Origin of the sequence: Afipia broomeae ATCC 49717, assembly GCF_000314675.2 — a bacterium.
In the GTDB taxonomy this organism is placed as follows: Bacteria; Pseudomonadota; Alphaproteobacteria; order Rhizobiales; family Xanthobacteraceae; genus Afipia; species Afipia broomeae.
The window spans coordinates 628,626-651,421 of sequence record NZ_KB375283.1; the positions used below are offsets into that span (position 1 = coordinate 628,626).

General features: G+C 60.2%; 23 protein-coding genes. 7 read left to right on the forward strand and 16 right to left on the reverse strand.

The genetic code is table 11. The features are described 5' to 3' along the window. The first annotated feature begins 149 nt into the window (after window positions 1-149). From HMPREF9695_RS15440 to HMPREF9695_RS15450, 4 genes are all read left to right on the forward strand, one after another. A complete protein-coding gene (locus HMPREF9695_RS15440) occupies window positions 150-1,061 on the forward strand; it encodes a dihydrodipicolinate synthase family protein (protein ID WP_006021801.1) in 912 nt (303 codons plus the stop codon). Between the two features lie 97 nt (window positions 1,062-1,158). Next, window positions 1,159-1,413: a DUF2188 domain-containing protein gene (locus tag HMPREF9695_RS15445; protein ID WP_006021802.1), complete on the forward strand. Its 255-nt coding sequence runs from the start codon at window positions 1,159-1,161 to the stop codon at window positions 1,411-1,413. A gap of 65 nt (window positions 1,414-1,478) precedes the next feature. Beyond that, the gene (locus tag HMPREF9695_RS27110; protein WP_006021803.1) at window positions 1,479-1,613 is read left to right on the forward strand and encodes a hypothetical protein; all 135 of its coding nucleotides are present in this window, start codon (window positions 1,479-1,481) and stop codon (window positions 1,611-1,613) included. A gap of 80 nt (window positions 1,614-1,693) precedes the next feature. Next, complete coding sequence (locus HMPREF9695_RS15450; RefSeq protein ID WP_245258781.1) at window positions 1,694-2,335, forward strand: tetratricopeptide repeat protein; 642 nt, start codon at window positions 1,694-1,696, stop codon at window positions 2,333-2,335. 35 nt (window positions 2,336-2,370) lie between these two features. Here HMPREF9695_RS15450 and HMPREF9695_RS15455 read toward each other — a convergent pair whose 3' ends face one another. The 3 genes from HMPREF9695_RS15455 to HMPREF9695_RS15465 all read right to left on the reverse strand — a co-directional run bounded on the left by HMPREF9695_RS15455 (window position 2,371) and on the right by HMPREF9695_RS15465 (window position 3,472). Then, window positions 2,371-2,610: a DUF3297 family protein gene (locus tag HMPREF9695_RS15455; protein WP_006021805.1), complete on the reverse strand. Its 240-nt coding sequence runs from the start codon at window positions 2,608-2,610 to the stop codon at window positions 2,371-2,373. Between the two features lie 46 nt (window positions 2,611-2,656). Beyond that, window positions 2,657-3,148 carry a glutathione peroxidase gene (locus HMPREF9695_RS15460; protein ID WP_006021806.1) on the reverse strand — a complete coding sequence of 164 codons (492 nt, stop codon included), beginning with the start codon at window positions 3,146-3,148 and terminating at the stop codon, window positions 2,657-2,659. Window positions 3,149-3,229: 81 nt separating this feature from the next. Then, window positions 3,230-3,472 carry a hypothetical protein gene (locus HMPREF9695_RS15465; RefSeq protein ID WP_006021807.1) on the reverse strand — a complete coding sequence of 81 codons (243 nt, stop codon included), beginning with the start codon at window positions 3,470-3,472 and terminating at the stop codon, window positions 3,230-3,232. A gap of 246 nt (window positions 3,473-3,718) precedes the next feature. Here HMPREF9695_RS15465 and HMPREF9695_RS15470 point away from each other — a divergent pair, with 246 nt between their 5' ends. Continuing rightward, complete coding sequence (locus tag HMPREF9695_RS15470) at window positions 3,719-4,378, forward strand: hypothetical protein (protein WP_083875197.1); 660 nt, start codon at window positions 3,719-3,721, stop codon at window positions 4,376-4,378. A 183-nt stretch (window positions 4,379-4,561) separates the two neighbouring features. Here the strand turns inward: HMPREF9695_RS15470 and HMPREF9695_RS15475 are convergent, their stop codons facing one another. The 13 genes from HMPREF9695_RS15475 to HMPREF9695_RS15540 form a co-directional block, all read right to left on the reverse strand. Further along, window positions 4,562-5,335, reverse strand: a complete 774-nt coding sequence (locus HMPREF9695_RS15475; protein WP_006021809.1) for a fumarylacetoacetate hydrolase family protein — start codon at window positions 5,333-5,335, stop codon at window positions 4,562-4,564. A 141-nt stretch (window positions 5,336-5,476) separates the two neighbouring features. Continuing rightward, a complete protein-coding gene (locus HMPREF9695_RS15480) occupies window positions 5,477-6,451 on the reverse strand; it encodes a 2-dehydropantoate 2-reductase (RefSeq protein WP_006021810.1) in 975 nt (324 codons plus the stop codon). A gap of 92 nt (window positions 6,452-6,543) precedes the next feature. Continuing rightward, window positions 6,544-6,987, reverse strand: coding sequence for a CBS domain-containing protein (locus HMPREF9695_RS15485; RefSeq protein WP_006021811.1), 444 nt, complete (start codon window positions 6,985-6,987; stop codon window positions 6,544-6,546). 553 nt (window positions 6,988-7,540) lie between these two features. Beyond that, window positions 7,541-8,425 (reverse strand): succinate--CoA ligase subunit alpha, encoded by an 885-nt coding sequence (sucD, locus tag HMPREF9695_RS15495; protein WP_006021812.1) that lies wholly within the window; start codon window positions 8,423-8,425, stop codon window positions 7,541-7,543. Continuing rightward, entirely contained in the window at window positions 8,425-9,627 is a 1,203-nt protein-coding gene (gene sucC, locus HMPREF9695_RS15500; RefSeq protein ID WP_006021813.1) for an ADP-forming succinate--CoA ligase subunit beta, read from the reverse strand. Before sucC ends, sucD begins: the two co-directional genes overlap by 1 nt. A 190-nt stretch (window positions 9,628-9,817) precedes the next feature. Next, the gene (oxlT, locus tag HMPREF9695_RS15505) at window positions 9,818-11,110 is read right to left on the reverse strand and encodes an oxalate/formate MFS antiporter (protein ID WP_006021814.1); all 1,293 of its coding nucleotides are present in this window, start codon (window positions 11,108-11,110) and stop codon (window positions 9,818-9,820) included. A 253-nt stretch (window positions 11,111-11,363) separates the two neighbouring features. After that, on the reverse strand, window positions 11,364-12,875 hold the full coding sequence (locus HMPREF9695_RS15510) for a tripartite tricarboxylate transporter permease (RefSeq protein WP_006021815.1): 1,512 nt from the start codon (window positions 12,873-12,875) through the stop codon (window positions 11,364-11,366). A 27-nt stretch (window positions 12,876-12,902) separates the two neighbouring features. Further along, complete coding sequence (locus HMPREF9695_RS15515) at window positions 12,903-13,409, reverse strand: tripartite tricarboxylate transporter TctB family protein (RefSeq protein ID WP_006021816.1); 507 nt, start codon at window positions 13,407-13,409, stop codon at window positions 12,903-12,905. 64 nt (window positions 13,410-13,473) lie between these two features. Continuing rightward, on the reverse strand, window positions 13,474-14,487 hold the full coding sequence (locus HMPREF9695_RS15520; RefSeq protein WP_006021817.1) for a Bug family tripartite tricarboxylate transporter substrate binding protein: 1,014 nt from the start codon (window positions 14,485-14,487) through the stop codon (window positions 13,474-13,476). Window positions 14,488-15,011: 524 nt separating this feature from the next. Next, complete coding sequence (locus HMPREF9695_RS26690; RefSeq protein WP_162832208.1) at window positions 15,012-15,149, reverse strand: hypothetical protein; 138 nt, start codon at window positions 15,147-15,149, stop codon at window positions 15,012-15,014. Window positions 15,150-15,399: 250 nt separating this feature from the next. Further along, a complete protein-coding gene (gene frc / locus HMPREF9695_RS15530; RefSeq protein WP_006021819.1) occupies window positions 15,400-16,680 on the reverse strand; it encodes a formyl-CoA transferase in 1,281 nt (426 codons plus the stop codon). A 92-nt stretch (window positions 16,681-16,772) separates the two neighbouring features. Continuing rightward, window positions 16,773-18,515, reverse strand: coding sequence for an oxalyl-CoA decarboxylase (gene oxc, locus HMPREF9695_RS15535; protein ID WP_006021820.1), 1,743 nt, complete (start codon window positions 18,513-18,515; stop codon window positions 16,773-16,775). Between the two features lie 37 nt (window positions 18,516-18,552). Further along, complete coding sequence (locus tag HMPREF9695_RS15540) at window positions 18,553-19,278, reverse strand: GntR family transcriptional regulator (protein WP_006021821.1); 726 nt, start codon at window positions 19,276-19,278, stop codon at window positions 18,553-18,555. A gap of 294 nt (window positions 19,279-19,572) precedes the next feature. Here HMPREF9695_RS15540 and HMPREF9695_RS15545 point away from each other — a divergent pair, with 294 nt between their 5' ends. Both HMPREF9695_RS15545 and HMPREF9695_RS15550 read left to right on the forward strand, forming a co-directional pair. Further along, window positions 19,573-21,741: an acetate--CoA ligase family protein gene (locus HMPREF9695_RS15545; RefSeq protein ID WP_006021822.1), complete on the forward strand. Its 2,169-nt coding sequence runs from the start codon at window positions 19,573-19,575 to the stop codon at window positions 21,739-21,741. Between the two features lie 90 nt (window positions 21,742-21,831). Next, window positions 21,832-22,683, forward strand: coding sequence for an IclR family transcriptional regulator (locus HMPREF9695_RS15550; protein WP_006021823.1), 852 nt, complete (start codon window positions 21,832-21,834; stop codon window positions 22,681-22,683). Window positions 22,684-22,796: the final 113 nt, after the last annotated feature.

Sequence of the window (22,796 nt, forward strand, 5' to 3'; positions counted from 1 at the left end):
ATACCATGCTAGCCAGATGGCTGACCGACATCTTGTGTCGAATGCACGCAGCACGTCCACATCATGCTGTGCGAGGGTTGCGAAGTTCAATCGAAACGTTGAAAACAGGCGTCAATCGTTAACGCGCCCCAAAGAGAGCGAAGCCCGCAATGACCGACCAGCGAACAGACCTGCCAAAAGACTTGCCAAAAGACTTGCACGGTGTGTTTCCCTACCTCGTCTCGCCGACCGCAACCGACGGCAGCATCAAGACCGATGTTCTGGGCAGGCTCTGCGACGACATGATCAAGGCCGGCGTCCACGGGCTGACGCCGCTCGGCTCGACCGGCGAGTTCGCCTATCTCGGCCGCGAACAGCGCACCACCGTGGTGAAGGCGACGGTGGAGGCCACCGCCAGCCGCGTGCCGGTGATAGCGGGGGTAGCATCGACATCGACGGCAGACGCCGTCGCGCAGGCCAGGGCCTATCAGGCGCTCGGTGTGGACGGCATTCTCGCCATTCTCGAAGCGTACTTCCCGGTGAAGGACGCGCAGGTCGAGGCCTACTTCCGCGCCATCGCGGACGCCGTCGATATTCCCGTGGTGATCTATACCAATCCGAACTTCCAGCGCTCCGATCTCACCCTCGACGTGATCGCGCGCCTCGCCGAGCATCCGCGCATCCAGTACATCAAGGATGCCTCGAACAACACTGGGCGCCTGCTCTCCATCATCAACCGCTGCGGCGACAGGATGCGCGTCTTCGCGGCATCGGCGCATATTCCCGCCGCCGTGATGATGATCGGCGGCGTCGGCTGGATGGCGGGACCGGCCTGCATCGTGCCGCGCGAAAGCGTGAAGCTCTACGATCTGTGCAAGGCGGGGCGCTGGGACGAAGCGATCACGCTTCAGCGCAAACTGTGGCGGGTCAACGAAGTGTTCGCGCGGTTCAATCTCGCCGCCTGCATCAAGGCCGGGCTGCAGATGCAGGGCTATGCCGTGGGCGATCCGATTGCGCCGCAAACCCCGCTCACGCCTGAGGAACGCAGGATCGTCGAGGATGTCCTGGGCGGGCTGGGTTAGCCGTCCGGCTGGAACCTGCAGCAATCAGGACGTTGAAATCGGCGGCGGCAGGGATCAAGTTAAGGGTCCAGTCCTGCCGCAAACTTGAGGTGCCAGCATGGTCAAGGTGGTCTACGAGATAGTCGAGCACGACGGCGGCTGGGCGTACAAGTTCAACAACGTGTTTTCGGAGACCTTTCCGACCCACGAGGCGGCGCGCGCGGCCGCCACCCGCGCCGCGGCGGAACAGCGGGTGCCCGGCCGGACCGAGGTCATCCAGTTCGAGGACGGCCAGGGCAACTGGCGCGAGGAAACCGTCCGGGGCACCGACCGGCCAGTGACCGAAGTCGTGGACAACAAAAAGGCCCGGTAACCGTCCGGTCCTTTTTCCCGCACCCCGGTTTCCATCTCCGCGCAAACTGGTCTAGAAGACCGGGCATGAGAGCGGGCAGAGCACTTCAGAACTGGCTGGATTCGCATGGACTGGGAGCGATCATCGCTGCCGTCCTTGGCGTCGTCGTGGTGCTCGCGCTCATCCTCGTCGTCGGCGGATACTATATCGTCCAACCATGAGTTCCGGCCTGCCGCGGTTCGCGGCAGCACCGGCGGCACCGGCCGACATCAACTCCACATCAATTTCAGCGAGATCGACAGTGGCCGCCTCGACCGACATCCTGTTCAGTGAAGCGATCTCGTTCCTTCAGGCCGGGCGCACGCGCGAGGCCGAGAAAACCCTTCGCAAGCTGGTGCGAAGGACGTCAGATCATCCGCTGGCGCTCAGTGTGCTCGGCGCCATTCTTGTCGGCACCGGAAAATACGACGAAGCCGAGCGGTTTCTGCGGTCCGCCGTGAAGCTCAATCCGGGCGCTCACGTCGCGCTCTACAATCACGGGCTTGCGCTCAAGGCGCTGGGCCGCCCGGACGAAGCGCTGACACAGTTCACGCAGGCGCTTGCGATCACTCCCGACGACGCCGAAACCCTGAGCAATCGCGGCACGGTCTACAACGATCTGAAAAACTTTGAGGCTGCGCTGGCCGATTTCGACAGGGCGACCGCGCTCCAGCCGAACTATGCGCTGGCCCATCACAACAGAGGCAACGCGCTGTCCGGCCTCGCCCGGTATGAAGACGCGCTGGCGGCGTATCAGCGCGCGGTGGCGCTGATGCCCGGCCTGATCGACAGTTGGGCGGCCATCGGCCTCAGCCTGCAGAAGCTTGAGCGGCACGACGAATCCGCAGCGGCCTTTGAGACGGCGCGGCAGCGCGCCGAAGCGGCCAACGCGCGCCGCCATTAGCCGCCGCCCGCAAAGGGGCAGCGGCAGAATCGAACTTACTGCTCGTCGCGGAAATACGGCTCGACCGGACCGGTCAGCTTGATGGTCAGCGGATTGCCGTAGCGGTCCTTGGACGAGCCGGCGGTCACGCGCACCCATCCCTCGCTGACGCAGTACTCCTCCACGTTGTTCTTTTCGACGCCCTTGAAGCGGATGCCGACATCGCGCGAGAGAACCTCGGCGTTGTAATACGGGCTGCGGGGGTCGGTGGAGAGGCGGTCGGGCAATTCGCTCATCGTCGTATCCTGCTTCTTGTTATTCTGAAGTTACAGCGGTCTTAAATCACAGCGTCCCGGATGACAGGAGCTTTTCGATGTCGCGGCTGATCGCGCCGGGCGAGGTGGTCGAGCCGTACCGCGCGACGACCTTGCCGGCGCGGTCGACAAGGAATTTCGTGAAATTCCATTTGATCGAGGCGCCGAGCAGCCCCGGCTTCTCGCGCTTGAGGTGATCGAACAGCGGCAGCGCCTTGTCGCCGTTGACGTCGATCTTGGCGAACATCGGAAACGTCACGTCGTATTTCTGCGAGCAGAACGCCGCGATCTCCTGCGCGCTGCCCGGCTCCTGCCCGCCGAACTGGTTGCACGGAAAACCCAGCACCGAAAAGCCGCGCGGGCCGAGCGTGCGTTGCAGCTCCTCGAGCTGCGCGTATTGGGGCGTGAACCCGCACGCGCTCGCGGTGTTGACGATCAGCAGTACCTGCCCCTCATAGGTCCTGAGCGGACGCTCTTCGCCGTCCAGCGTCGCAGCCGAGAAATCGTAGACCGTCGTCAATGGCGCTCTCCCGTCATGCCGCCTGCTGTGGGAGCATGAGCTGATCCGAAAACCGGTTCCCGCTTTTCAGGATCATTCTCCTCAGGTGCGGAATCCGCCCTTTTGCTGATTGGCGAGCCAGTCGGACAGCTTCGCCGGGGCTTCCTTCTTGGCGGGCTTCGCCGCTGCTGCCCGTTTCGCCTTGGGCGGGGGCGCCGATGCCGCTTCCGCAGCCTCCTTGGCGAGCCGCAGCGCGCGCAGTTTTTCCATATTGGCGCGCACCGCGCGGCCTTCTGCGTCGTACTGCGCCATTGCGCTGCCGGCGTCCTGTTTTTTGTCGCTCATTGATGTTCTCCGGACGAGGTGACGATCCCGAAACGGGGGAACCTGTCGCTGCTGCGCTCCCTTTAACCGATCCGGGCTGCCCTGTCTTGCGCTGCGAAAGTGGCCCCAATGGGCTAATTTACCCGATATTGGCAAGGAGGCGCCGAGGCCTGCTAGAGTCGGAGCCTCGGAAAGCCACAATTGTTCAACATTTTGCGGCAGACTTGACGGCTTTCCGCGACCGGAAACCCGCGATCGAGAAACCCATTGGCGATCAGGACAACATATCTCGTGCTGATATGCGGCGCAGGCACCCTTGCCGCCGTGGGTGGATGGCTGCTCGGCGACCAGTTGTTCTTCCAGCGCGCCTCGGCGTCGCTGACGCCGGACGAGCCGGCGTTCGAGGCTCGATATCCGGTCTCCAACGCGATGATGAAGCAGGACCGCGTGATCGCCTCGCCTGCCCCTGCCGAGAGCACGGACGCCGGTTTGCCGAATGATATGTATGAGACCGCACGCGCCTGGCTCAACGCGCCGGTGACGCTGCCGCGCCGGCAGGCCGCGAAATCCGAAAAGCCGTCGCGGCTGTTTCTGAACGACACCCAGATCGCCGGCATCAAGAAGCGGCTCAACCTTACGCCGGCGCAGCAAAAATACTGGCAGCCGGTGGAAAGCGCGATGCGCGAGGTCACATTGCAGATCGAGGACTATCAGAAGCGGCTGAAGAAGGATCGCGACGATTCGTTCGACACCGAAAGCGACGCCATCACCCGCCTGAAGACCGCGACGCGCGCATTCTATTCGCAACTGAACGGCACGCAGAAGAACGATCTCGCGCTTCTCGTGCGCATGGCGGGCCTTGGCCCGGCGTTCGCCGAACTCACCGGCACCAAGATGACGAAGAACGAACCTGAGAATTCGCGGTGAGGCTTCTTCACCTCTCCCCGTTTACGGGGAGAGGTCGGAAGCAAAGCGCAGCGAAGCTTCCGGGTGAGGGGCTAACATCCATCAAACAAGAAAATTGCCCCTCACCCGCTCGCTTCGCTCGCGACCTCTCCCCGCAAGCGCGGGGCGAGGTGAAGAAAGACCCAAGGCCGGGATAACCAAACATCAGTTCCTGAATTCGTTGGTCAGTTCGCCGACGCCGTCGATGGCGACGGTGATGGAATTCACCGCCTCCTTCATCACGCCGACGCCGAGGGACGTGCCGCAGGCGATGATGTCGCCCGGCAGAAGTGTCATGTCGTGCGAGATCTTGCTGACCAGCTCCTGCGCCGAGAAGATCATGTCCGAGATCTTGTAGGACTGCCGCTCAGCGCCGTTGAGAACGGTGCGGACCGTGAGCGACGCAGGGTCGATACCGGTCACGATGGCCGGGCCGAACGGGCAGAAGTCGTCGAATCCCTTGGCGCGCGCCCATTGCTGAAAGGTCGGGTCCTTGTTGAGAATGTCCGCGGCGGTGATGTCGTTGACGCAGGTGTAGCCGAGAATGAAGTCGTCGGCCTCTTCGACCGAAACCGCGCGGCAAACCTTCCCGATCACGATGGCGAGTTCGCCCTCATAGACCACCTTGCCGTCGTACCACGCGGGCTTCTGCACCACCGCATTGGGTGAAGCCGCTGTGGTCGGCGCCTTCAAAAGATAGAGCGGCTCCGGCGGCTCGGGCTTTTCAAGCTTCGCTGCCAGCGCGTGAAAGTTGTTCCACAGCGCCACGATCTTCGACGGCGTGGTGGGCGCGAGCAGTTCGACATCGGCCAGCGCGAGCGTTTTGCCGTTCGCCTTCGGGCTGTCGAACATGTCGCCGTGATGCACGGTGATGTTCTGGCCCGACAGCGTGCCGAACCCGATCTGATCCTGATGGCGAAAGCGAACCCAACTCGTCACAGCGTGATCTCCAGATTACGGCTCGTCATTGCGAGAAGCCATTAGCGCGTTTACGCGCGTCTTTGACGCGCTATGGCGACGAAGCAATCCAGTCCGTAAGCAAGAAAGCTGGATTGCTTCGCTTCGCTCGCAATGACGATCTCAATAAAGCTCGGCGATCTTGGCGCGCTGCGCCACCAGCGCCAGCACGATATCGATCGACGGCGTCGGAATTTTCGACAGCGTGCCCATCTCCTGAACCACCGTGACCAGCGGATCGATTTCCATCGGCCGGCTGCGTTCGAGATCCTGCAGCATCGAGGTCTTGTGCGCGCCGACCTTGCGCGCGCCTTCGATGCGGCGTTCGACATCGACGCGGAATCTGATGCCGAATTTCTCGGCGATGGTCTGGGCCTCCACCATCATGGACTTCGCCACCGCCCGCGTGCCCGGATCGCTGCCGATCACATCGAGCGTGGCATGGGTCAGCGCGCTGATCGGGTTGAAGCAGACGTTGCCCCACAGCTTGAGCCAGATTTCGTCGCGGATATTTTCTAGAACCGGTGCCTGGAGCCCGGCCTTGACGAACATCGCCGACAGCGCCTCGACATCGGCGCTCTTCTCGCCGGAGGGCTCGCCGAGCGGAAAGCGGTCGCCATAGACATGACGGATGACGCCGGGCGCTTCGATCTCGGTCGCGGGATAGACCACGCAGCCGATGGCGCGCTCCGGTCCAAGTTCTTTCCACTGACGGCCGCCGGGATCGATGCTCTCCAGCGCCGAGCCTTCGCACTCGTTGCCGTGCTTATAGAAGTACCAGTACGGAATGCCGTTCACCGCAGTGACGATGCGGGTTTTCGGCCCGAGCAGCGGCTGCATCGCATCGATCACGCCGGTGATCGAATGGGCCTTGAGGCAGATGATGACGAAATCCTGCGGACCGAGCTCGGCGGGATTGTCGGTGCAGCGCGGATGAACCACCCGCTCCTCGTCGCCGATCAGGAGCTTTAAGCCGTTGGCCTTCATCGCTGCGAGATGCGCGCCGCGCGCCACCAGGCTGACGTCAGCGCCCGCCCGCGCGAGCTGCACGCCGAGATAGCCTCCGATCGCGCCCGCGCCGTAAATACAAATCTTCATGGTGTTTCCCGAAATATCGCGAAGCGAAAAAAGATCAGAGCGCAATCACACCACCTGGGAGATCATGTGATCGCGCTCTGCAGGGAGAACCGTCAGGCAACAAACGCAGGTTGGGTCGCTTCGAGTTCGGGAATTGCAATAAGGCCATCCACGGCGTTGATGTCGCGGATGCTGATCACGCCGATCAGTGTGTGGTCGTCGATCACCGGCACATGCCGAATGTGATTGTCGATCATCAGTTCGCGCACGTGTTCGATCGAGTCGGTGGACTGGCACGACACCAGCTTCTGAACCGAGATCAGCGCGGAAACCTTCATGGCAAGGCCGGCCTGCCCGTGCTCGGAGACGGCGCGCACCACATCGCGTTCAGAGAACATGCCGACGGCAACATTGCCCTCGGTGCGGCAGACGTCCTTCACGACAAGCGCGCCGACATTGTCGTTGCGCAGCAGCCGCGCCGCAGTGGCGACAGTTTCGTTCATGCGGACGGTGGCGATACGGGTGCTCTTCCTGTTCAGGATGTCTCCGACTCTCATCACAACCTCCTCGCTGGTGGGGATGACCTTCCCCGTGGACGGTTCATGCTGGAGGACAGCTATGTCCTCTCTGATGGGCTAAGATTGGTATACATTATGCCAAGAGTCAATCGGAACGAATTCCTAATTGCTATGGTATCCCACCGGCGGACCCGGCCGGTTTTCGCGGACGAAACGGCGGCCATCATGCCGTCACCACTCCGCCCTTTGCGGCGGAGTTCGTCACCACTTCGCCTTATGCAGCGATGCGCGCCGTGATCCGATGCCAAGACGTTGAAAGCGCACAGCAATCGTCTCTCTTATGCTGGAAGTGGAAGAATGATGCGAAATCAACAGATGCGATGCGTTTCCTCGTCATTGCGAGGAGCGTAGCGACGAAGCAATCCAGTCTTCGCGTGATGATGATTTACCTGGATCACTTCGCTGCGCTCTCAATGACAAAGCGGGATCAATCGCAAACAAAAATGCCCGGGACGAGCCCGGGCATCTTGATGAATCGCAGCGAATGAAAAAGATCAGCGGTCCGTCGTCGCGCGATTACTCGCGCGAGCGCTTACCCCTTGAGCACATCCACCAGAGTCTTGCCGAGGCGCGCCGGCGACGGCGAGACACGGATGCCGGCCGCTTCCATCGCGGCGATCTTGGATTCGGCATCGCCCTTGCCGCCGGAGATGATCGCTCCGGCATGGCCCATGCGGCGGCCCGGAGGCGCGGTGCGTCCGGCAATGAAACCGACCATCGGCTTCTTGCGTCCGCGCTTCGCTTCGTCCTTGATGAATTGCGCCGCGTCCTCTTCCGACGATCCGCCGATCTCGCCGATCATCACGATCGACTTGGTGTCGGGATCGGCAAGAAACAGTTCGAGCATCGAGATGAAATCGGTGCCCTTCACGGGATCTCCGCCGATGCCGACCGCGGTGGTCTGACCGAGGCCTTCGGCTGAAGTTTGATACACCGCCTCATAGGTCAGCGTGCCGGAGCGCGAGACGATTCCGACGTTGCCCTTCTTGAAAATATTTCCGGGCATAATGCCGATCTTGCATTCACCCGCGGTCATCACGCCGGGACAATTCGGACCGATCAGCCGCGAGCTCGAACCTTCAAGCGCACGCTTGACCCGCACCATGTCGGTCACCGGAATGCCTTCGGTGATGCAGACGATCAGCGGCACTTCGGCGTCGATCGCCTCGCAGATTGCATCCGCCGCGCCTGGCGGCGGAACATAGATCACGCTGGCGTCCGCGCCGGTGGCCTCACGCGCCTGCGCCACCGTGTCGAACACCGGCAGGCCGAGATGGGTGGAGCCGCCCTTGCCGGGCGAGGTACCGCCGACCATCTGCGTGCCGTAGAGCGCTGCCTGTTCGGAATGGAAGGTGCCGTTTTTCCCCGTAAAACCTTGGCAAATCACCTTGGTATTGCTGTCGATGAGGATGGACATTACGCGGCTTCCTTTCGTGTGGCGCGAACGATCTTCTGCGCGGCATCGTCGAGATCGTCTGCGGCCACAACATTCAATCCGGATTCGGCAATGACCTTCTTTCCGAGTTCGACATTGGTGCCTTCGAGGCGGACCACCAGCGGCACGCCGAGGCCGACCTCGCGCACCGCTGCGACCACGCCTTCGGCGACGACATCGCAACGCATGATGCCGCCGAAGATGTTGACCAGGATGCCCTTCACGTTCGGATCGGAGGTGATGATCTTGAACGCCGCGGCGACCTTTTCCTTGGTCGCACCGCCGCCGACATCGAGGAAGTTCGCCGGCGTGGCACCGTAGAGCTTGATGATGTCCATGGTCGCCATCGCGAGTCCGGCGCCATTGACCATGCAGCCGATGGTGCCTTCGAGCGCGATGTAGTTCAGATCGTACTTCGACGCCTCGATTTCCTTCTCGTCCTCTTCGGTGAGGTCGCGCAGCTTCATCAGTTCAGGGTGACGATACAGCGCGTTGGAATCGAAATTGATCTTGGCGTCGAGACAACGCAGGTCACCCTGCTTCGTCACCACCAGCGGATTGATCTCCAGCATCGCCATGTCGGTGGCGACGAACGCGTTGTAGAGCTGCGAGGTGAGGATCGAAGCCTGCTTGGCGAGATCGCCACTCAGGCCAAGAACCTGCGCAACCTTGCGACCGTGATGCGCCATCACGCCGGTCGCAGGATCGACGGAGAAGGTCACGATCTTCTCCGGCGTATCGTGCGCAACCTTCTCGATGTCCATGCCGCCTTCGGTGGACACCACGAATGCGATCCGCGAGGTTTCGCGATCGACCAGCATGGAGAGATAGAATTCCTTTGCGATCTCGGAGCCGTCTTCGATGTACAGGCGGTTGACCTGCTTGCCTGCGGGTCCGGTCTGCACGGTCACCAGTGTGCGTCCGAGCATTTCCTTGGCGAAGCTTGCGACCTCATCGATCGACTTCGCCAGCCGCACGCCGCCCTTTGCGTCTGCCGGCAATCCTTTGAACTTGCCCTTGCCGCGGCCACCAGCATGGATCTGCGATTTCACGACATAGACTGGACCCGGCAGCGACTTTGCCGCAGCGATCGCTTCATCGACAGTGAACGCGGGCGCGCCTGCCGACACCGGCACACCGAAAGTCTTCAGGACCGCCTTGCCCTGATATTCGTGGATATTCATCGCAATCCTCCCGTCATGACCGAGGTCAAGAAACGCCCTGTTTTCAGGGCTTATGAGATCAAATCCCTGTCTTGTATTATGTATACCAGAGATTGCCCCACTCATCCGGTATGAGTCAATCGGGTCAGGAAAAGAAAAACGCGCCCATCCGGAGATGAGCGCGCTCTTGAGACAGTCAGGTCGTTGCGCGTCAGGCCGTCGCCATCGATTTCTCGACCACTGACTTGCGCCAGGGCTTCAGCACGATGATGGCAAGCAGCGAAGCGAGAATGTTCGCGCCGGCCGCCACGATGAAGACCATGTCCCACGTGCCCGAGCTTTGCTGCATGTAGTTCGCGGCAGGCACAAGCAGCGCTGCCGTTCCTTTCGCGGTGTACAGCAGGCCCGCATTGGTGGTCGCGAACTTCGATCCGAATGTATCCGTGCAGGTCGACGGGAAGAGCGAGTAAATCTCGCCCCAGGCGAAGAACACGAAGCCCGACAGCAGCACGAACCAGACCGGATCGTGACCCCAGAGGTACAGCAGGTAGATGCCGATGCCTTCCATGCCGAACGCAATGAACATGGTGTTCTCGCGGCCGATCATGTCGGAGATCCATCCGAAGAACGGCCGTGTCAGACCGTTGAGCACGCGATCGATCGTCGCGGCAAACGTCACCGCAGTCATCGTCATGGCCATCAGCGTGACCGGAACGCTGTCGACCTTCCAGTCAACCGCGATCGGCTTGAGGTTCGCAGTCACCATCAGTCCGCCCGCGCCGACGATAACGAACATGAAATACATCAGCCAGAAAATCGGATGGCGAAGGACTTCAGTCGGCGCGTAGTTACGGCGCGTCTGCTGAAGCGCGGCATTCACCACCGGCGGCGGCACCTGTCCCGCCTTCGGTGCGAACATCAGGAACGAGAGGATCACGATGATGATGCCCTGCCCCAGGCCGAAATAGAGGAAGGTGTTCTGGAAGCCATCGTTCTTGATCATGGCCTGGATCGGCGCGACCGTGAGCGCGGAGCCAGCACCAAAGCCGGCAGCGGTGATGCCCGCCGCCAGACCGCGCTTGTCGGGAAACCACTTGAGCGCGTTGCCGACGCAGGTGCCGTAGACACCGCCGGCGCCGATGCCCGCGATGATCATGCCAAGGTAGAAACCATTGAGCGTTGTCGCCTGCGCATTGATCGCCCAGCCGATCGCGCAAAGAACACCGCCGACAAGAACAACGATGCGCGGACCATACTTGTCGACGAACCAGCCTTCGACGGGGACCAGCCACGTTTCGAACAGCACGAACAACGTGAACGCCCACTGGATCGATGCGCGATCCCATCCGAATTGTTTCTGAATGTCGGGGACGAAGAACGTCCAGCCGTATTGATAGTTCGCGATCATCACCATGGCGCCAACGCCGATCGCCAACTGGACCCAGCGATAGGTATCGCTGACGCGCGCAGCCGCCGGGGCCGCCGTATGAACCGTATCCGTCATCGTTCCTCCGAGTGCGCCCTTGCTCTGTTAAAGTTCGGCAGACGCTACAGGCGCGGAGGCTGGTATATGATATGCCAGATTGCAAGAGGTATTCGAGGGAACTGTGACTTTTTAGCTATGCACCTCCGACATGGGTTTGCGCAAGAAAAATGGCCCCGGTGATTGCCGGGGCCATTCAATAGGACAATCGTCTTTCAGAGAAGCCTTGCGACCGGCGCCAAATATCCGAAACGCAGACGCTCTTTCTCTTTACTTACATTGCCGTTTTCGGTGCGCGGGACGACAGCCGCGCCCAGCCGCTCGAGATCAAAGGCCAGAACAGGGCGATCAATCCCAACGTCATGATCGATCCAACAAGACCGTTCGAGAAGAAGACGCCGAGGCTGCCCTGCGATCCAAGCAACGCTTGCCGGAATGCTTCCTCCGCCTTGTCGCCAAGCACGATGGCAAGAACCAGCGGCGCCATCGGATAGTTACACTTCTTCATGACGTAACCGGCCACGCCAAACACCATCATCATTACGACATCGAAGGTGTTGTTGTGCACCGTGTACGCGCCGATTGCGCAGAGGACGAGAATGACCGGCGCGATGATGCTGAACGGAATGCGCAGGATCGCAGCGAACAGCGGCACGCAAGTCAGCACCACGATCAATCCGACGAAATTGCCGAGGTACATGCTGGCAATCAGGCCCCATACGAATTCCTTCTGCTCGACAAACAGCAGCGGTCCGGGCTGCAATCCCCAGATCAGCAAGCCACCGAGCAGCACCGCAGCCGTCGGCGACCCCGGAACGCCAAGTGACAACATGGGCAACAGCGCAGCCGTGCCTGCGGCATGCGCCGCAGTCTCGGGCGCGACCACGCCCTCAATTTCACCCTTACCGAAATTCTTGCCCTGCTTCGACATGCGCTTGGCGATGCCATAGCTCATGAACGACGCGGGCGTCGCACCGGCCGGCGAAACACCCATCCATACACCGATCAAACACGAGCGCAGTGACGTCGCCCAATAACGCGGGAGTTCTTTCCATGTGTCCCACACCACCCGTGCGTTGATTTTGGCCGGCTTTCCTCTGAAATTGAGCCCCTCCTCCATCGTGAGAAGAATCTCGCCAATTCCAAAGAGCCCGATGACCGCGATCAGGAAATCGAATCCGCTGAGCATTTCGGAGAAGCCGAAGGTCAAACGCAGTTGTCCCGTGATGCTGTCAAGACCAACCGCCGCCAGCGCGAAGCCGATCATCATCGCGACAATTGTCTTGAACGGCGGCTCCTTGCCCATGCCAATGAAGCTGCAGAAGGCGATGAAGAACACCGCGAATTTTTCTGCCGGGCCGAACTGAAGCGCGAATTTTGCCACCAGCGGCGCCACCAGCGTGATCATGATCACGGCAAACAATGCACCGACGAATGACGATGTGAATGCCGCAGTGAGTGCCTCACCGGCCTTGCCCTTCTGCGCCATTGGGTGACCGTCGAACGTCGTGGCCACGGACCACGGCTCGCCGGGGATGTTGAACAGCACCGACGTGATGGCGCCCCCGAACAGCGCGCCCCAGTAGATGCACGACAACATGATGATCGCCGAGGTCGGAGGCATGCTGAACGTCAGCGGCAAAAGGATTGCCACGCCGTTCGCGCCGCCGAGACCCGGCAGCACTCCGATCACCACACCGAGAACGATCCCGATCACCATGACCAGGATGTTGAACGGCTGCAGTACCGTCGCGAAGCCGTGAAACAGATTTACGATTTCTTCCATGTCAATGTCCTCAGCCGCAGCGGGAATTTAGAGACCAAGCAACTCTTCCAGCGGGCCTTTTGGCAGCGGAATGAGGAACCATTTTTCGAAGAACAGGTAGACTGCTAACGGCGTGCCGAGCGCTACGGCAGCAGTTGTAGTCCACGGGTATTTGCCGAGCCACTTCATGAACAGAGCAATGAGAAGCACCGAGGCGACATAGATGCCGAGATAGGGGATGCTCAGACAGTAAATGGTGGTCGGCACGAAGACGGAGAGGACTTGGCGAAGCTGTCCCCAATCCGCGAAGAGCTGACCGTCATCAGGCTCCATCAGAAGCTGGATGCAGTTCACGCAGCTCGCCAGCACAATGATAATGCCGATGTAGAAGGGAAAGAATCCAGATTTGGGACCGTCCGCCCCCCATCCAGCTCCCGCTTTCATACTCCCGATAATCGTGATCACCCCGAACAGGATGCAGAACACGCCAACGCCGAACTCCGTCCATCGATGCGACGGCCCGCGCTGACCAACCCCAGAAGAATGCTCGCTCATATTTTTCCCCACGCTGAAGCCTTTGCCGGCGGAACCTGTCCGCCGGCAGCATCCGTCGTTAAAGTTATTGTGGTGCGGCCAGGAAGCCGGCGTCTTTCATCAATGACTGGTGCCGCTTCTGTTCGTTATCGACCCATGCCGAATACTCAGGACCGACCATCATGGTCTGATTGAAGGCACCATCCTTCATCAGGCTTTGCCATTCGGGTGTTTCACGAACTTTCTTGAACACATCCACGTAATAGTCGACCTGCTCCTTGGTCGCCTTCGGCGATGTGAAGAATCCGCGCAGCATCACGTACTCGACGTCTAGCCCTTGCGACTTGCATGTCGGGATGTCGCCCCATGACTTTCCATCGGCGACTGCGTCCTTGTAGGGGAGCGGCTTCGCGTCGAACACGCAGAGCGGGCGGACGGCTCCGCCACGCCATTGCGCGACGGCTTCGATCGGATTGTTGACCGTGGAATCGACATGCTTGCCGACGAGTTGGACCGCAACTTCGCCACCGCCGCGATAGGGAATGTAGGTGAACTTGGTGTTGGACGCCTTCTCGATCGCTACAGTGATGATCTGGTCTTCCTGCTTCGATCCTGTGCCGCCCATCTTGAACTCACCGGGCTTCGCCTTCACGGCCTCGATATAGTCCTTCACGGACTTGTACGGGCTGTCCGCATTCACCCAGAGGATGAACTCATCCAGCGCCATCATCGCGACCGGCGTCAGATCCTTGTGGCTGAACGGAATGCCGGTTCCCAATGGGGTCGTGAAAAGGTTGGAGAGGGTAATCACCAGCTTGTGCGGGTTGCCTGCTGAACCTTTGAGATCCAGGAAACCTTCACCGCCGGCGCCGCCGGCCTTGTTCACCACCACCAACGGCTGCTTCATCAGATTGTGCTTGGTGATGATGCCCTGGATGGTGCGGGCCATCTGGTCCGCGCCGCCGCCGGTGCCGGCGGGAACCACGATCTCCACCGGCCGGGTCGGCTCCCATGCCGCCGAGGCGGGACTGGATGCGAAACCCAGCGAAGCTCCAACTCCCAGTGCAAGACCTAACGTTCGATAAGACGACAACATCATTGCGTTTCTCCCACCCGTTGTTTCACGCCGCTCAACGGCGGCTTAATTCCAAAAATCTGCCTACGGCAGCCTGCGGAGTTCGATCCCTGGTGACGTCTGTTCGTCTGCCTCCAGAAACGTTCGTGAAGAGTAGTCACGGCTGAATCCGATGCACGCTGCATGGCAACTTCACAGCCATGTCGCCGCAACGGGTCAGCTAGGATCGTTGTGGGGAAGTTCGCGCCAACAGCCATGGCCACGCCATCCGCCTTTCGGCGCGGCCGCCTGGACACCGTGAGAACGGTATCAGCCATGGTCCCTCTCCCAAGGCGCGCTGTTCTATTGAAAACCGACAGCTGCTGCCTGAAAGGCATCGTTGTATGCGATATGCCAGGACACAAGAGTTATTCTAGACACCACAGTGCGGCACTGCACTATTGGCCAGTGTGCGCGCTCAACAAAAAAGCCCCGGAAAACCGGGGCCTTTCACAATGTCATTTAAGACGATGCTCGCGATTATCTGCGATCGCTCAGTACCTTAATCCTCAGAGTCCGAACCGCGGCAGATCGCCATTCTTGGCGGAAATCTGGGCGCTCTTCATCAGGAAATTATCAACGAAAGCAATCAGCTGACGGAACAGCCCGTTGGAAGAAGCAAAGCCGATCGAAGCAGTCTTGGACATGGGAAGGCCTTTCAGAACGATGAATTCAGCGCTGGCATCGCGCTGCGTCACGGCCAATCTAGGTATACCAGATGCCAGACTCAATACGAGATTCCGCATAGCAGCATTTGCGTTAGTGCATCGCAATATCGGCCTTGCACGCGACGAAATGTCTCAACTTTCCCACACAGTATCAATGACTTGAAGGTATCTAAAAACCACAAAAAAGGCCGGCGAAGTTCGCCGGCCTTTGGTCTCGCAAGTCAGATGCTTACTCGGCTGCTTCGACCTTACGGGGTGGCGAAAGAGCACCCGAATTGTGAATCTCCGCAACCTGATTGTCATTAAAGCCGAGAACCTGCTTCAGGATTTCGTCGGTATGCTCGCCCAGCAGTGGCGAGCGCGTCACCACGGTCGGGCTGTCCGATAGCTTGATCGGATTGCCGACCGAAATGTACTTGCCGCGGGTCGGATGATCGACCTCGACGAGTGTACCGGTGGCATAGAGAGACTTGTCCTCGGAAATTTCCTTCATCGACAGAATCGGACCGCACGGAATGTCGTCCTTGTTGAGAATTTCCATCGCCTCGAACTTGGTCTTGGTCATGGTCCACTGTTCGATGCGTCCGAAAATCTCATTCAGACGCGGCAGACGCGCCGCCGGCTTGGCGTAGTCCGGATGCGTCTTCCAGCCGGGCTCGCCGATTACGTCGCAGATCTTTTCCCAGACCGGAGCCTGCGTGATGAAATAGAGGTAGGCGTTCGGGTCGGTCTCCCAACCCTTGCACTTCAGGATGCGGCCGGGCTGGCCACCGCCGGAATCGTTGCCAGCGCGCGGCACAGCATCACCGAACGGAATGCCTTCGCCGAACTGGCTGTATTCCTTGAGCGGACCGTGGGCCAGACGCTGCTGGTCGCGCATCTTGACGCGCGTCAGATTGAGCACGCCGTCCTGCATTGCCGCAGTAACCTTCTGGCCCTTGCCGGTGGTCGAACGCTGATAGAGAGCGGTAACGATACCGAGCGCCAGATGCAGGCCGGTGCCGCTATCGCCGATCTGCGCACCCGTCACCAGAGGAAGACCATCGCGGAAACCGGTGGTCGATGCAGCACCGCCGGTGCACTGCGCGACGTTCTCATAGACCTTGCAATCCTCGTAGGGACCGGGGCCGAAACCCTTGATCGAGGCGACGATGAGCTTCGGATTGATTTTCTGGATGGTTTCCCAGGGGAAGCCCATACGATCCAGCACACCCGGACCGAAATTCTCGACCAGCACGTCGCACTTCTTCATCAGCTCGGTGAGGACTTCCTTGCCCTTCGGGTTCTTGGTGTCGAGCGTGATCGAACGCTTGTTGTGGTTCAGCATCGTGAAATAGAGGCTGTCCGCATTGGGGACATCCATCAGCTGGCCGCGGGTGATGTCACCAACGCCGGGACGCTCCACCTTGATCACGTCGGCGCCGAACCATGCCAGCAACTGCGTGCACGTCGGTCCTGACTGGACGTGGGTGAAATCGAGAATCCGAACGCCCTTCAGCGCCTGTGTCATCGTATAATACTCCGTATCGGTCGACGCCTTCTGACGCCGAGTGCGAGGACTGAAATCGGCAGGAAGCGACATGCTCCCTGCCGTGTGACCAGTTATTTCTTCTTCAAGACGCTTTGAGGGTTGAGATTGCCGATGCGGCCGCTTTCGCTGCCTGCAGCGGGATCGATGACCGCATTGATGAGTGTCGGCTTGCCCGAATCCATCGCCGCGTTAACCGCTCGCTTCAACTCGTCGGGAGTCGTCGCGTTGACTCCGACCCCGCCGAAGGCCTCCATCATCTTGTCGTAACGTGCGCTTTTCACGAACACCGTAGGTGCCACGTCCGGGCCACCCGAGGGGTTGACGTCGGTACCGCGATAGATGCCGTCATTGTTGAAGATCACGACACAGACCGGCAGCTTGTAGCGGCAGATCGTCTCCACCTCCATGCCGGAGAAGCCGAATGCGCTGTCTCCCTCGACCGCGAGCACCGGCTTGCCGGTCTCAATCGCAGCGGCGATGGAGTAACCCATACCGATACCCATGATGCCCCAGGTGCCGACGTCGATGCGCTTGCGCGGCTGATACATGTCGATGATGCCGCGCGCCAGATCGAGTGTATTTGCGCCTTCATTGACAAGAATCGCGTCGGGACGCTCCTTGATGATGGTGCGCAGGACGCCGAGGGCGCCGTGATAGTCCATCGGCGAGTTGTTGTTCATCAGGCGCGGAGCCATTTTGGCAACGTTGTCGTCGCGCTTGGTCTGGACGGTTTTGATCCAGTCCGCCGGCGGGGTCTGCCAGTTACTGCCCATGCCCTGCACGAGCGCCGAGACGCACGATCCGATGTCGCCGACCACTGGCGCGACGATCTCGACGTTGGAGTCCATTTCCTTCGGCTCGATGTCGATCTGGATGAACTTCTTCGGCGCGTCGCCCCACGTCTTGCCCTTGCCGTGCGACAGCAGCCAGTTGAGGCGCGCGCCAATCAGCATGACGACGTCGGAGTCCTTCAGCACCGTGGAGCGTGCCGCACCGGCGCATTGCGGATGCGTGTCGGGCAGAAGGCCCTTGGCCATGCTCATCGGCAGGAACGGGATGCCGCTTTTCTCAATCAGAGTGCGGATCTCATCATCGGCCTGTGCGTAAGCCGCGCCCTTGCCAAGGATAATGAGCGGCTTCTTCCCCGATTTGAGCACGTCGAGCGCGCGTTTCACCGAGTCGGGTGCCGGAATCTGTGCCGGCGCCGCATCGATGACTTTCACCAGCGACTTCTTGCCGGCGTCCGCATTCATAACCTGACCGAACAGCTTCGCCGGCAGATCGAGATAGACACCGCCGGGACGGCCCGACACCGCAGCACGGATCGCACGCGCAACGCCGATACCGATGTCCTGCGCATGCAGCACACGGAACGCCGCCTTGCATAGCGGCTTCGCGACCGCGAGTTGATCCATTTCTTCGTAGTCGCCCTGCTGAAGATCGACGATTTCGCGTTCCGACGAGCCGGAAATCAGGATCATCGGGAAGCAATTTGTCGTGGCGTGGGCGAGCGCTGTGAGGCCGTTAAGAAAGCCCGGTGCCGACACCGTCAAACAGACGCCCGGCTTCTTCGTCAGGAAGCCGGCGATCGACGCGGCATAACCGGCATTCTGTTCATGGCGGAACGAAAGAACACGAATGCCTTCCGCTTGCGCCATGCGACCAAAGTCCGTGATCGGAATCCCCGGCACGCCGTAGATCGTATTGAGGCCGTTAAGTTTGAGCGCGTCGATGATCAGATGAAAACCATCTGTCAGCTCCTGCTCTGCATCATTCGCAGTCGTCGCCTCTAACTTACTCGCTGCCGTCAGCATCGGTGGCCTCCCTAGTCTCTTTTTTTGATCGTCTGGTCTACGTAAAGATTTCCTGTCCATGGGTTTCGACGTAGGTCGCAAGCCCAAGCGTGTGATCGCGGGCGCGCTTTTCAGCGAGCTCGGTGTCGCGCTCCTCAAGCGCTTCGATGATGGCAAGATGCTCCGGCAAAGACACCGCGGTGCGGTCGGTCCGCCCAATCGTCAGTTGCCGGTAGCCACGCACGTGCAGAAGGATGTCGTTGGTCATATCGACCAGGACCGGAGATTCACTCAGCGAAATCAGCGCCTGATGGAACGCGATGTTCGCTTTCGAATACTCTTCGATATGATCCTGCGGCAGCCGGTCTTTGTTGAAATCCTTGAAGAAGTTGCGCAGCGCCGAAATGTCTTTCTTGCGCGCCGTCGTAGTGATGAGACGCGCGGCCATGCTCTCGAGCGCAGCCCATGCCCGGATCATGTCCACGATTTCGGCCTTGGTCTTGCGCACGACCACGATGCCACGGCGTGGAACCGTCTTGACGAAACCGTCCTGCTCCAGCATCGCGATCGCTTCGCGGATCGGCGTACGGCTGACACCCAGATGTTCCGACAGCGCGCGCTCGTCGAGCATCACGGGCTCGGGGCTGGCGTAGATGTCCATTTTGAGAATGGCTTCTTTCAAAGCGTCATAGGCCTTGTTTTTGAAACTTGCCTCAGGCGCAATGCGAACGATCGCAATGTCCTGCTCATTCAATGGTGCCTTTGAGATTTTCTGAGTAGCCATGAATCATCTCCCTCTCTTCCAGAGGGGCTGTATACCACGGAAGCGTTGCTTAGGTTCTTGGCATACCAGATGCCAGCATGTCAAGCAACGCGCCCGGTGCCGCAGGGCCTAGTGAATAGGCTTGACAAAGATGGTTCTTGGCATACCAAATGCCAAAGATGGACATTTTGTCTCTGCACGCTTCAATCCGTGCGGGCAAACGCCAAGATGTGGTGATCTAAGCGCTCGGGAACGACCGTCCGACAACCCGCGCGCAACCAGATTTCAAAAATGGACGTGACAGGAGGAAGTGTAATGGCTCATTCGCAGGACGCAGCTCGCAAGATCGACGTCGGACAACAGGCAAAAGCTGAGGTTCGGAGAATTCTCGACGCCGTAAAGGCCGACAAGCGCACCAGCCTGACCGCGCCGGAAGGCAAACTGGTCTGTGATGCTTACGGAATTCCGGTCCCAAAGGAAGGCGTGGCAAAGTCCGCCGCCGAGGCCGCTAAGATCGCGACCGGCATGGGTTTCCCGGTGGTGATGAAGATCGTTTCCCCCGACATTCTCCACAAGACCGAAGCAGGCGGCGTGATTGTCGGCGTGAAAACAGCCGCCGACGCTGAAAAGGCTTATGAGACGATTCTGGCAAATGCCAAGAAGTACAAGGCCGATGCCAAGATCGAAGGCATCCAGGTTCAGCAGATGCTGCTGGGCGGCACCGAAGTCATCGTCGGCTCGATTACCGACGGCTCATTCGGCAAGCTGGTGGCCTTCGGCCTCGGCGGCGTTCTGGTCGAAGTTCTGAAAGACGTCACCTTCCGCCTCGCGCCTGCAACCAATGCCGATGCGCTTTCCATGCTCGATGGAATTCAAGCCCACGAAATGCTGAACGGCGTTCGCGGCGGAGATCCGGTCAACCGCGAGGCTCTGGCGGCTATCATCGTCAACGTTTCGCAGCTCGTCAGCGATTTCCCTGAAATCGTGGAACTCGATCTCAACCCGGTTTTCGCCACCAAGAAAGACGCGATCGCCGCAGACGTGCGCATTGTCGTCGATTTCGACTACAAGCCGCGTCCTGCTCCGCGCTCGAATGACGAAATCGTCACTGCGATGAACCGCATCATGATGCCGAAGGCGGTCGCGGTGATCGGCGCGTCGTCCGAAGCCGGCAAGATCGGTAACTCGGTGATGAAGAACCTCATTAACGGCGGGTACAAAGGCCAGATCTATCCGATCCATCCGAAAGCGGATGAGATCATGGGCATCAAGGCGTACAAGAGCGTCAAGGATGTGCCCGGCGTCATCGACACGGCGGTATTCGCCATCCCTGCCAAGTTCGTCGCCGCAGCACTCGCCGAATGCGGCGAGAAAAAAATCCCCGGCGCCGTGCTGATCCCGTCGGGATTCGCCGAGGCTGGCGCGCCCGAACTTCAGGAAGAGATCGTCGCGGTCGGCAAAAAATACGACATCCGCCTGATGGGGCCGAACATTTACGGCTTCTACTACACACCGGCCAATCTCTGCGCGACCTTCTGCACCGCTTATGACGTCAAGGGCCACGCCGCTCTGTCATCGCAGTCGGGCGGCATCGGCATGGCCATCATCGGCTTCTCGCGGTCCGCCAAGATGGGCGTGTCGGCGATTGTCGGTCTCGGCAACAAGTCCGACATCGACGAAGACGATCTGCTCGCTTTCTTCGAACAGGACCCGAACACCACGATCATCGCGCAGCATTGCGAGGATCTGAAAGACGGCCGCGCCTTCGCGGAAGCCGCCAAGCGTGTCTCCAAGAAGAAGCCGGTTGTCGTCCTCAAGGCTGGCCGCACCTCCGCCGGCGCGAAGGCAGCGTCGTCGCACACCGGCGCACTCGCCGGTAATGACAAGATCTATGAGGACGTACTGAAGCAGTCTGGCGTCATTCGCGCCCGCTCGCTGCGTCAGCTTCTCGAATTCGCTCGCGGCATTCCGGTGCTGCCGACCCCGAAGGGCGAGAACGTGCTCATCATCACCGGCGCAGGCGGCTCGGGCGTGCTGCTGTCGGACGCCGTGGTCGACAACGGTCTGTCGCTGATGGCGATGCCGCCGGACCTCGATGCGGCGTTCCGCAAATTCATCCCGCCATTCGGCGCGGCTGGCAACCCGGTGGACATCACCGGCGGCGAACCGCCGATCACCTACGTCAACACCGTGAAGCTCGGCCTGTCGGATGACCGCATTCACTCGCTGATCCTCGGCTACTGGCACACCATCGTCACGCCGCCAATGGTCTTCGCCAGGAATATGGTCGAGGTGAAGAAGGAGATGGAGGCCAAGGGCATCAGCAAGCCGATGGTCGCCTCGTTGGCCGGTGACGTCGAGGTCGAGGAAGCCGCTGAATACCTCTATCAGAACGGCATCCCGGCTTACGCGTACTCGACCGAACTTCCGGTCGAAGTGCTTGGTGCAAAATATAAGTGGGCACGCGGCGCCGGCCTGCTGTAAGTTCTGACAATGGGTGCCGCCCTCCAAAGGCGGCACCCGCTTTATTCCCAGCGCGACCTTCACTTCTATCCGCGGGCCGTAGGTAGGCGAATGAAGAAAAGCGTGATCCGGCGAAAATCTGTCGAGCCCCGTGTCGGCATTGAGACAGAGACCGAAGGCCGGGATGGCGGTGTTCAGTCCGTCGACCGCGCCCTGACATTGATAGAGACCCTTGCCGAAGACGATGAAGGCTACCGGCTCACCGATCTGGCGGTGCGCACCGGCCTGTCCACATCAACCGTACACCGTTTGCTGACGACGCTGGAAAAGCGCCGTTTCGTGCAATTCGACCGCAGCGAAGCCAAGTGGCACATCGGCGTGCGCAGCTTCTCCGTCGGCTCGACGTTCGCGCGGCGGCGGAATTTTGTCGCCCATGCCATGCCGTACCTGCGCAAACTTCGAGACCTGACGCGGGAAACCGCGAATCTCGCGGTTGTCGACGACGAAACCATCATCGTTCTGACGCGCGTGGAAAGCCGCGAGATCATGCGCTCGCTCACCAAGGTTGGCGGCCGCGTGGCGATGGTGGCCTCCGGGGTCGGCAAGGCCGTTCTGGCGACCTATTCCGATGAAGATGTGAGCGCGATCATCCATCGCCAGGGAATGCCGAGGCTGACGGAGAAATCCATCGTGCGGCCCGGCGAACTGTTCAAAGCGCTGCAAATAATCCGGCAGCAAGGCTATGCGGTGGATGACGAAGAAGCCCGCATTGGACTTCGATGCGTTGCCGCCGTGGTCTACAACGATTGCAGTGAGCCACTCGCCACGATTTCAGTTTCCGGCATGACCTCCCGCTTCACCGACGAACGCCTGCCGGTCATCGGTAACATCGTGCGCGACGTCGCTGCCGAACTGACGGTTGCGCTTGGCGGAATCATGCCCCCTGCTGCGCGAAAAAGCTGACTGCCGCGCGGCCCGGTTCGCCGAAACCGTTTTCACTTTTACTTCATCCTAGGCATTTGATCGCGCGAGAGATTTTCGCGCGGGCATCGTATCGCGGGAAACAAATTGATGGC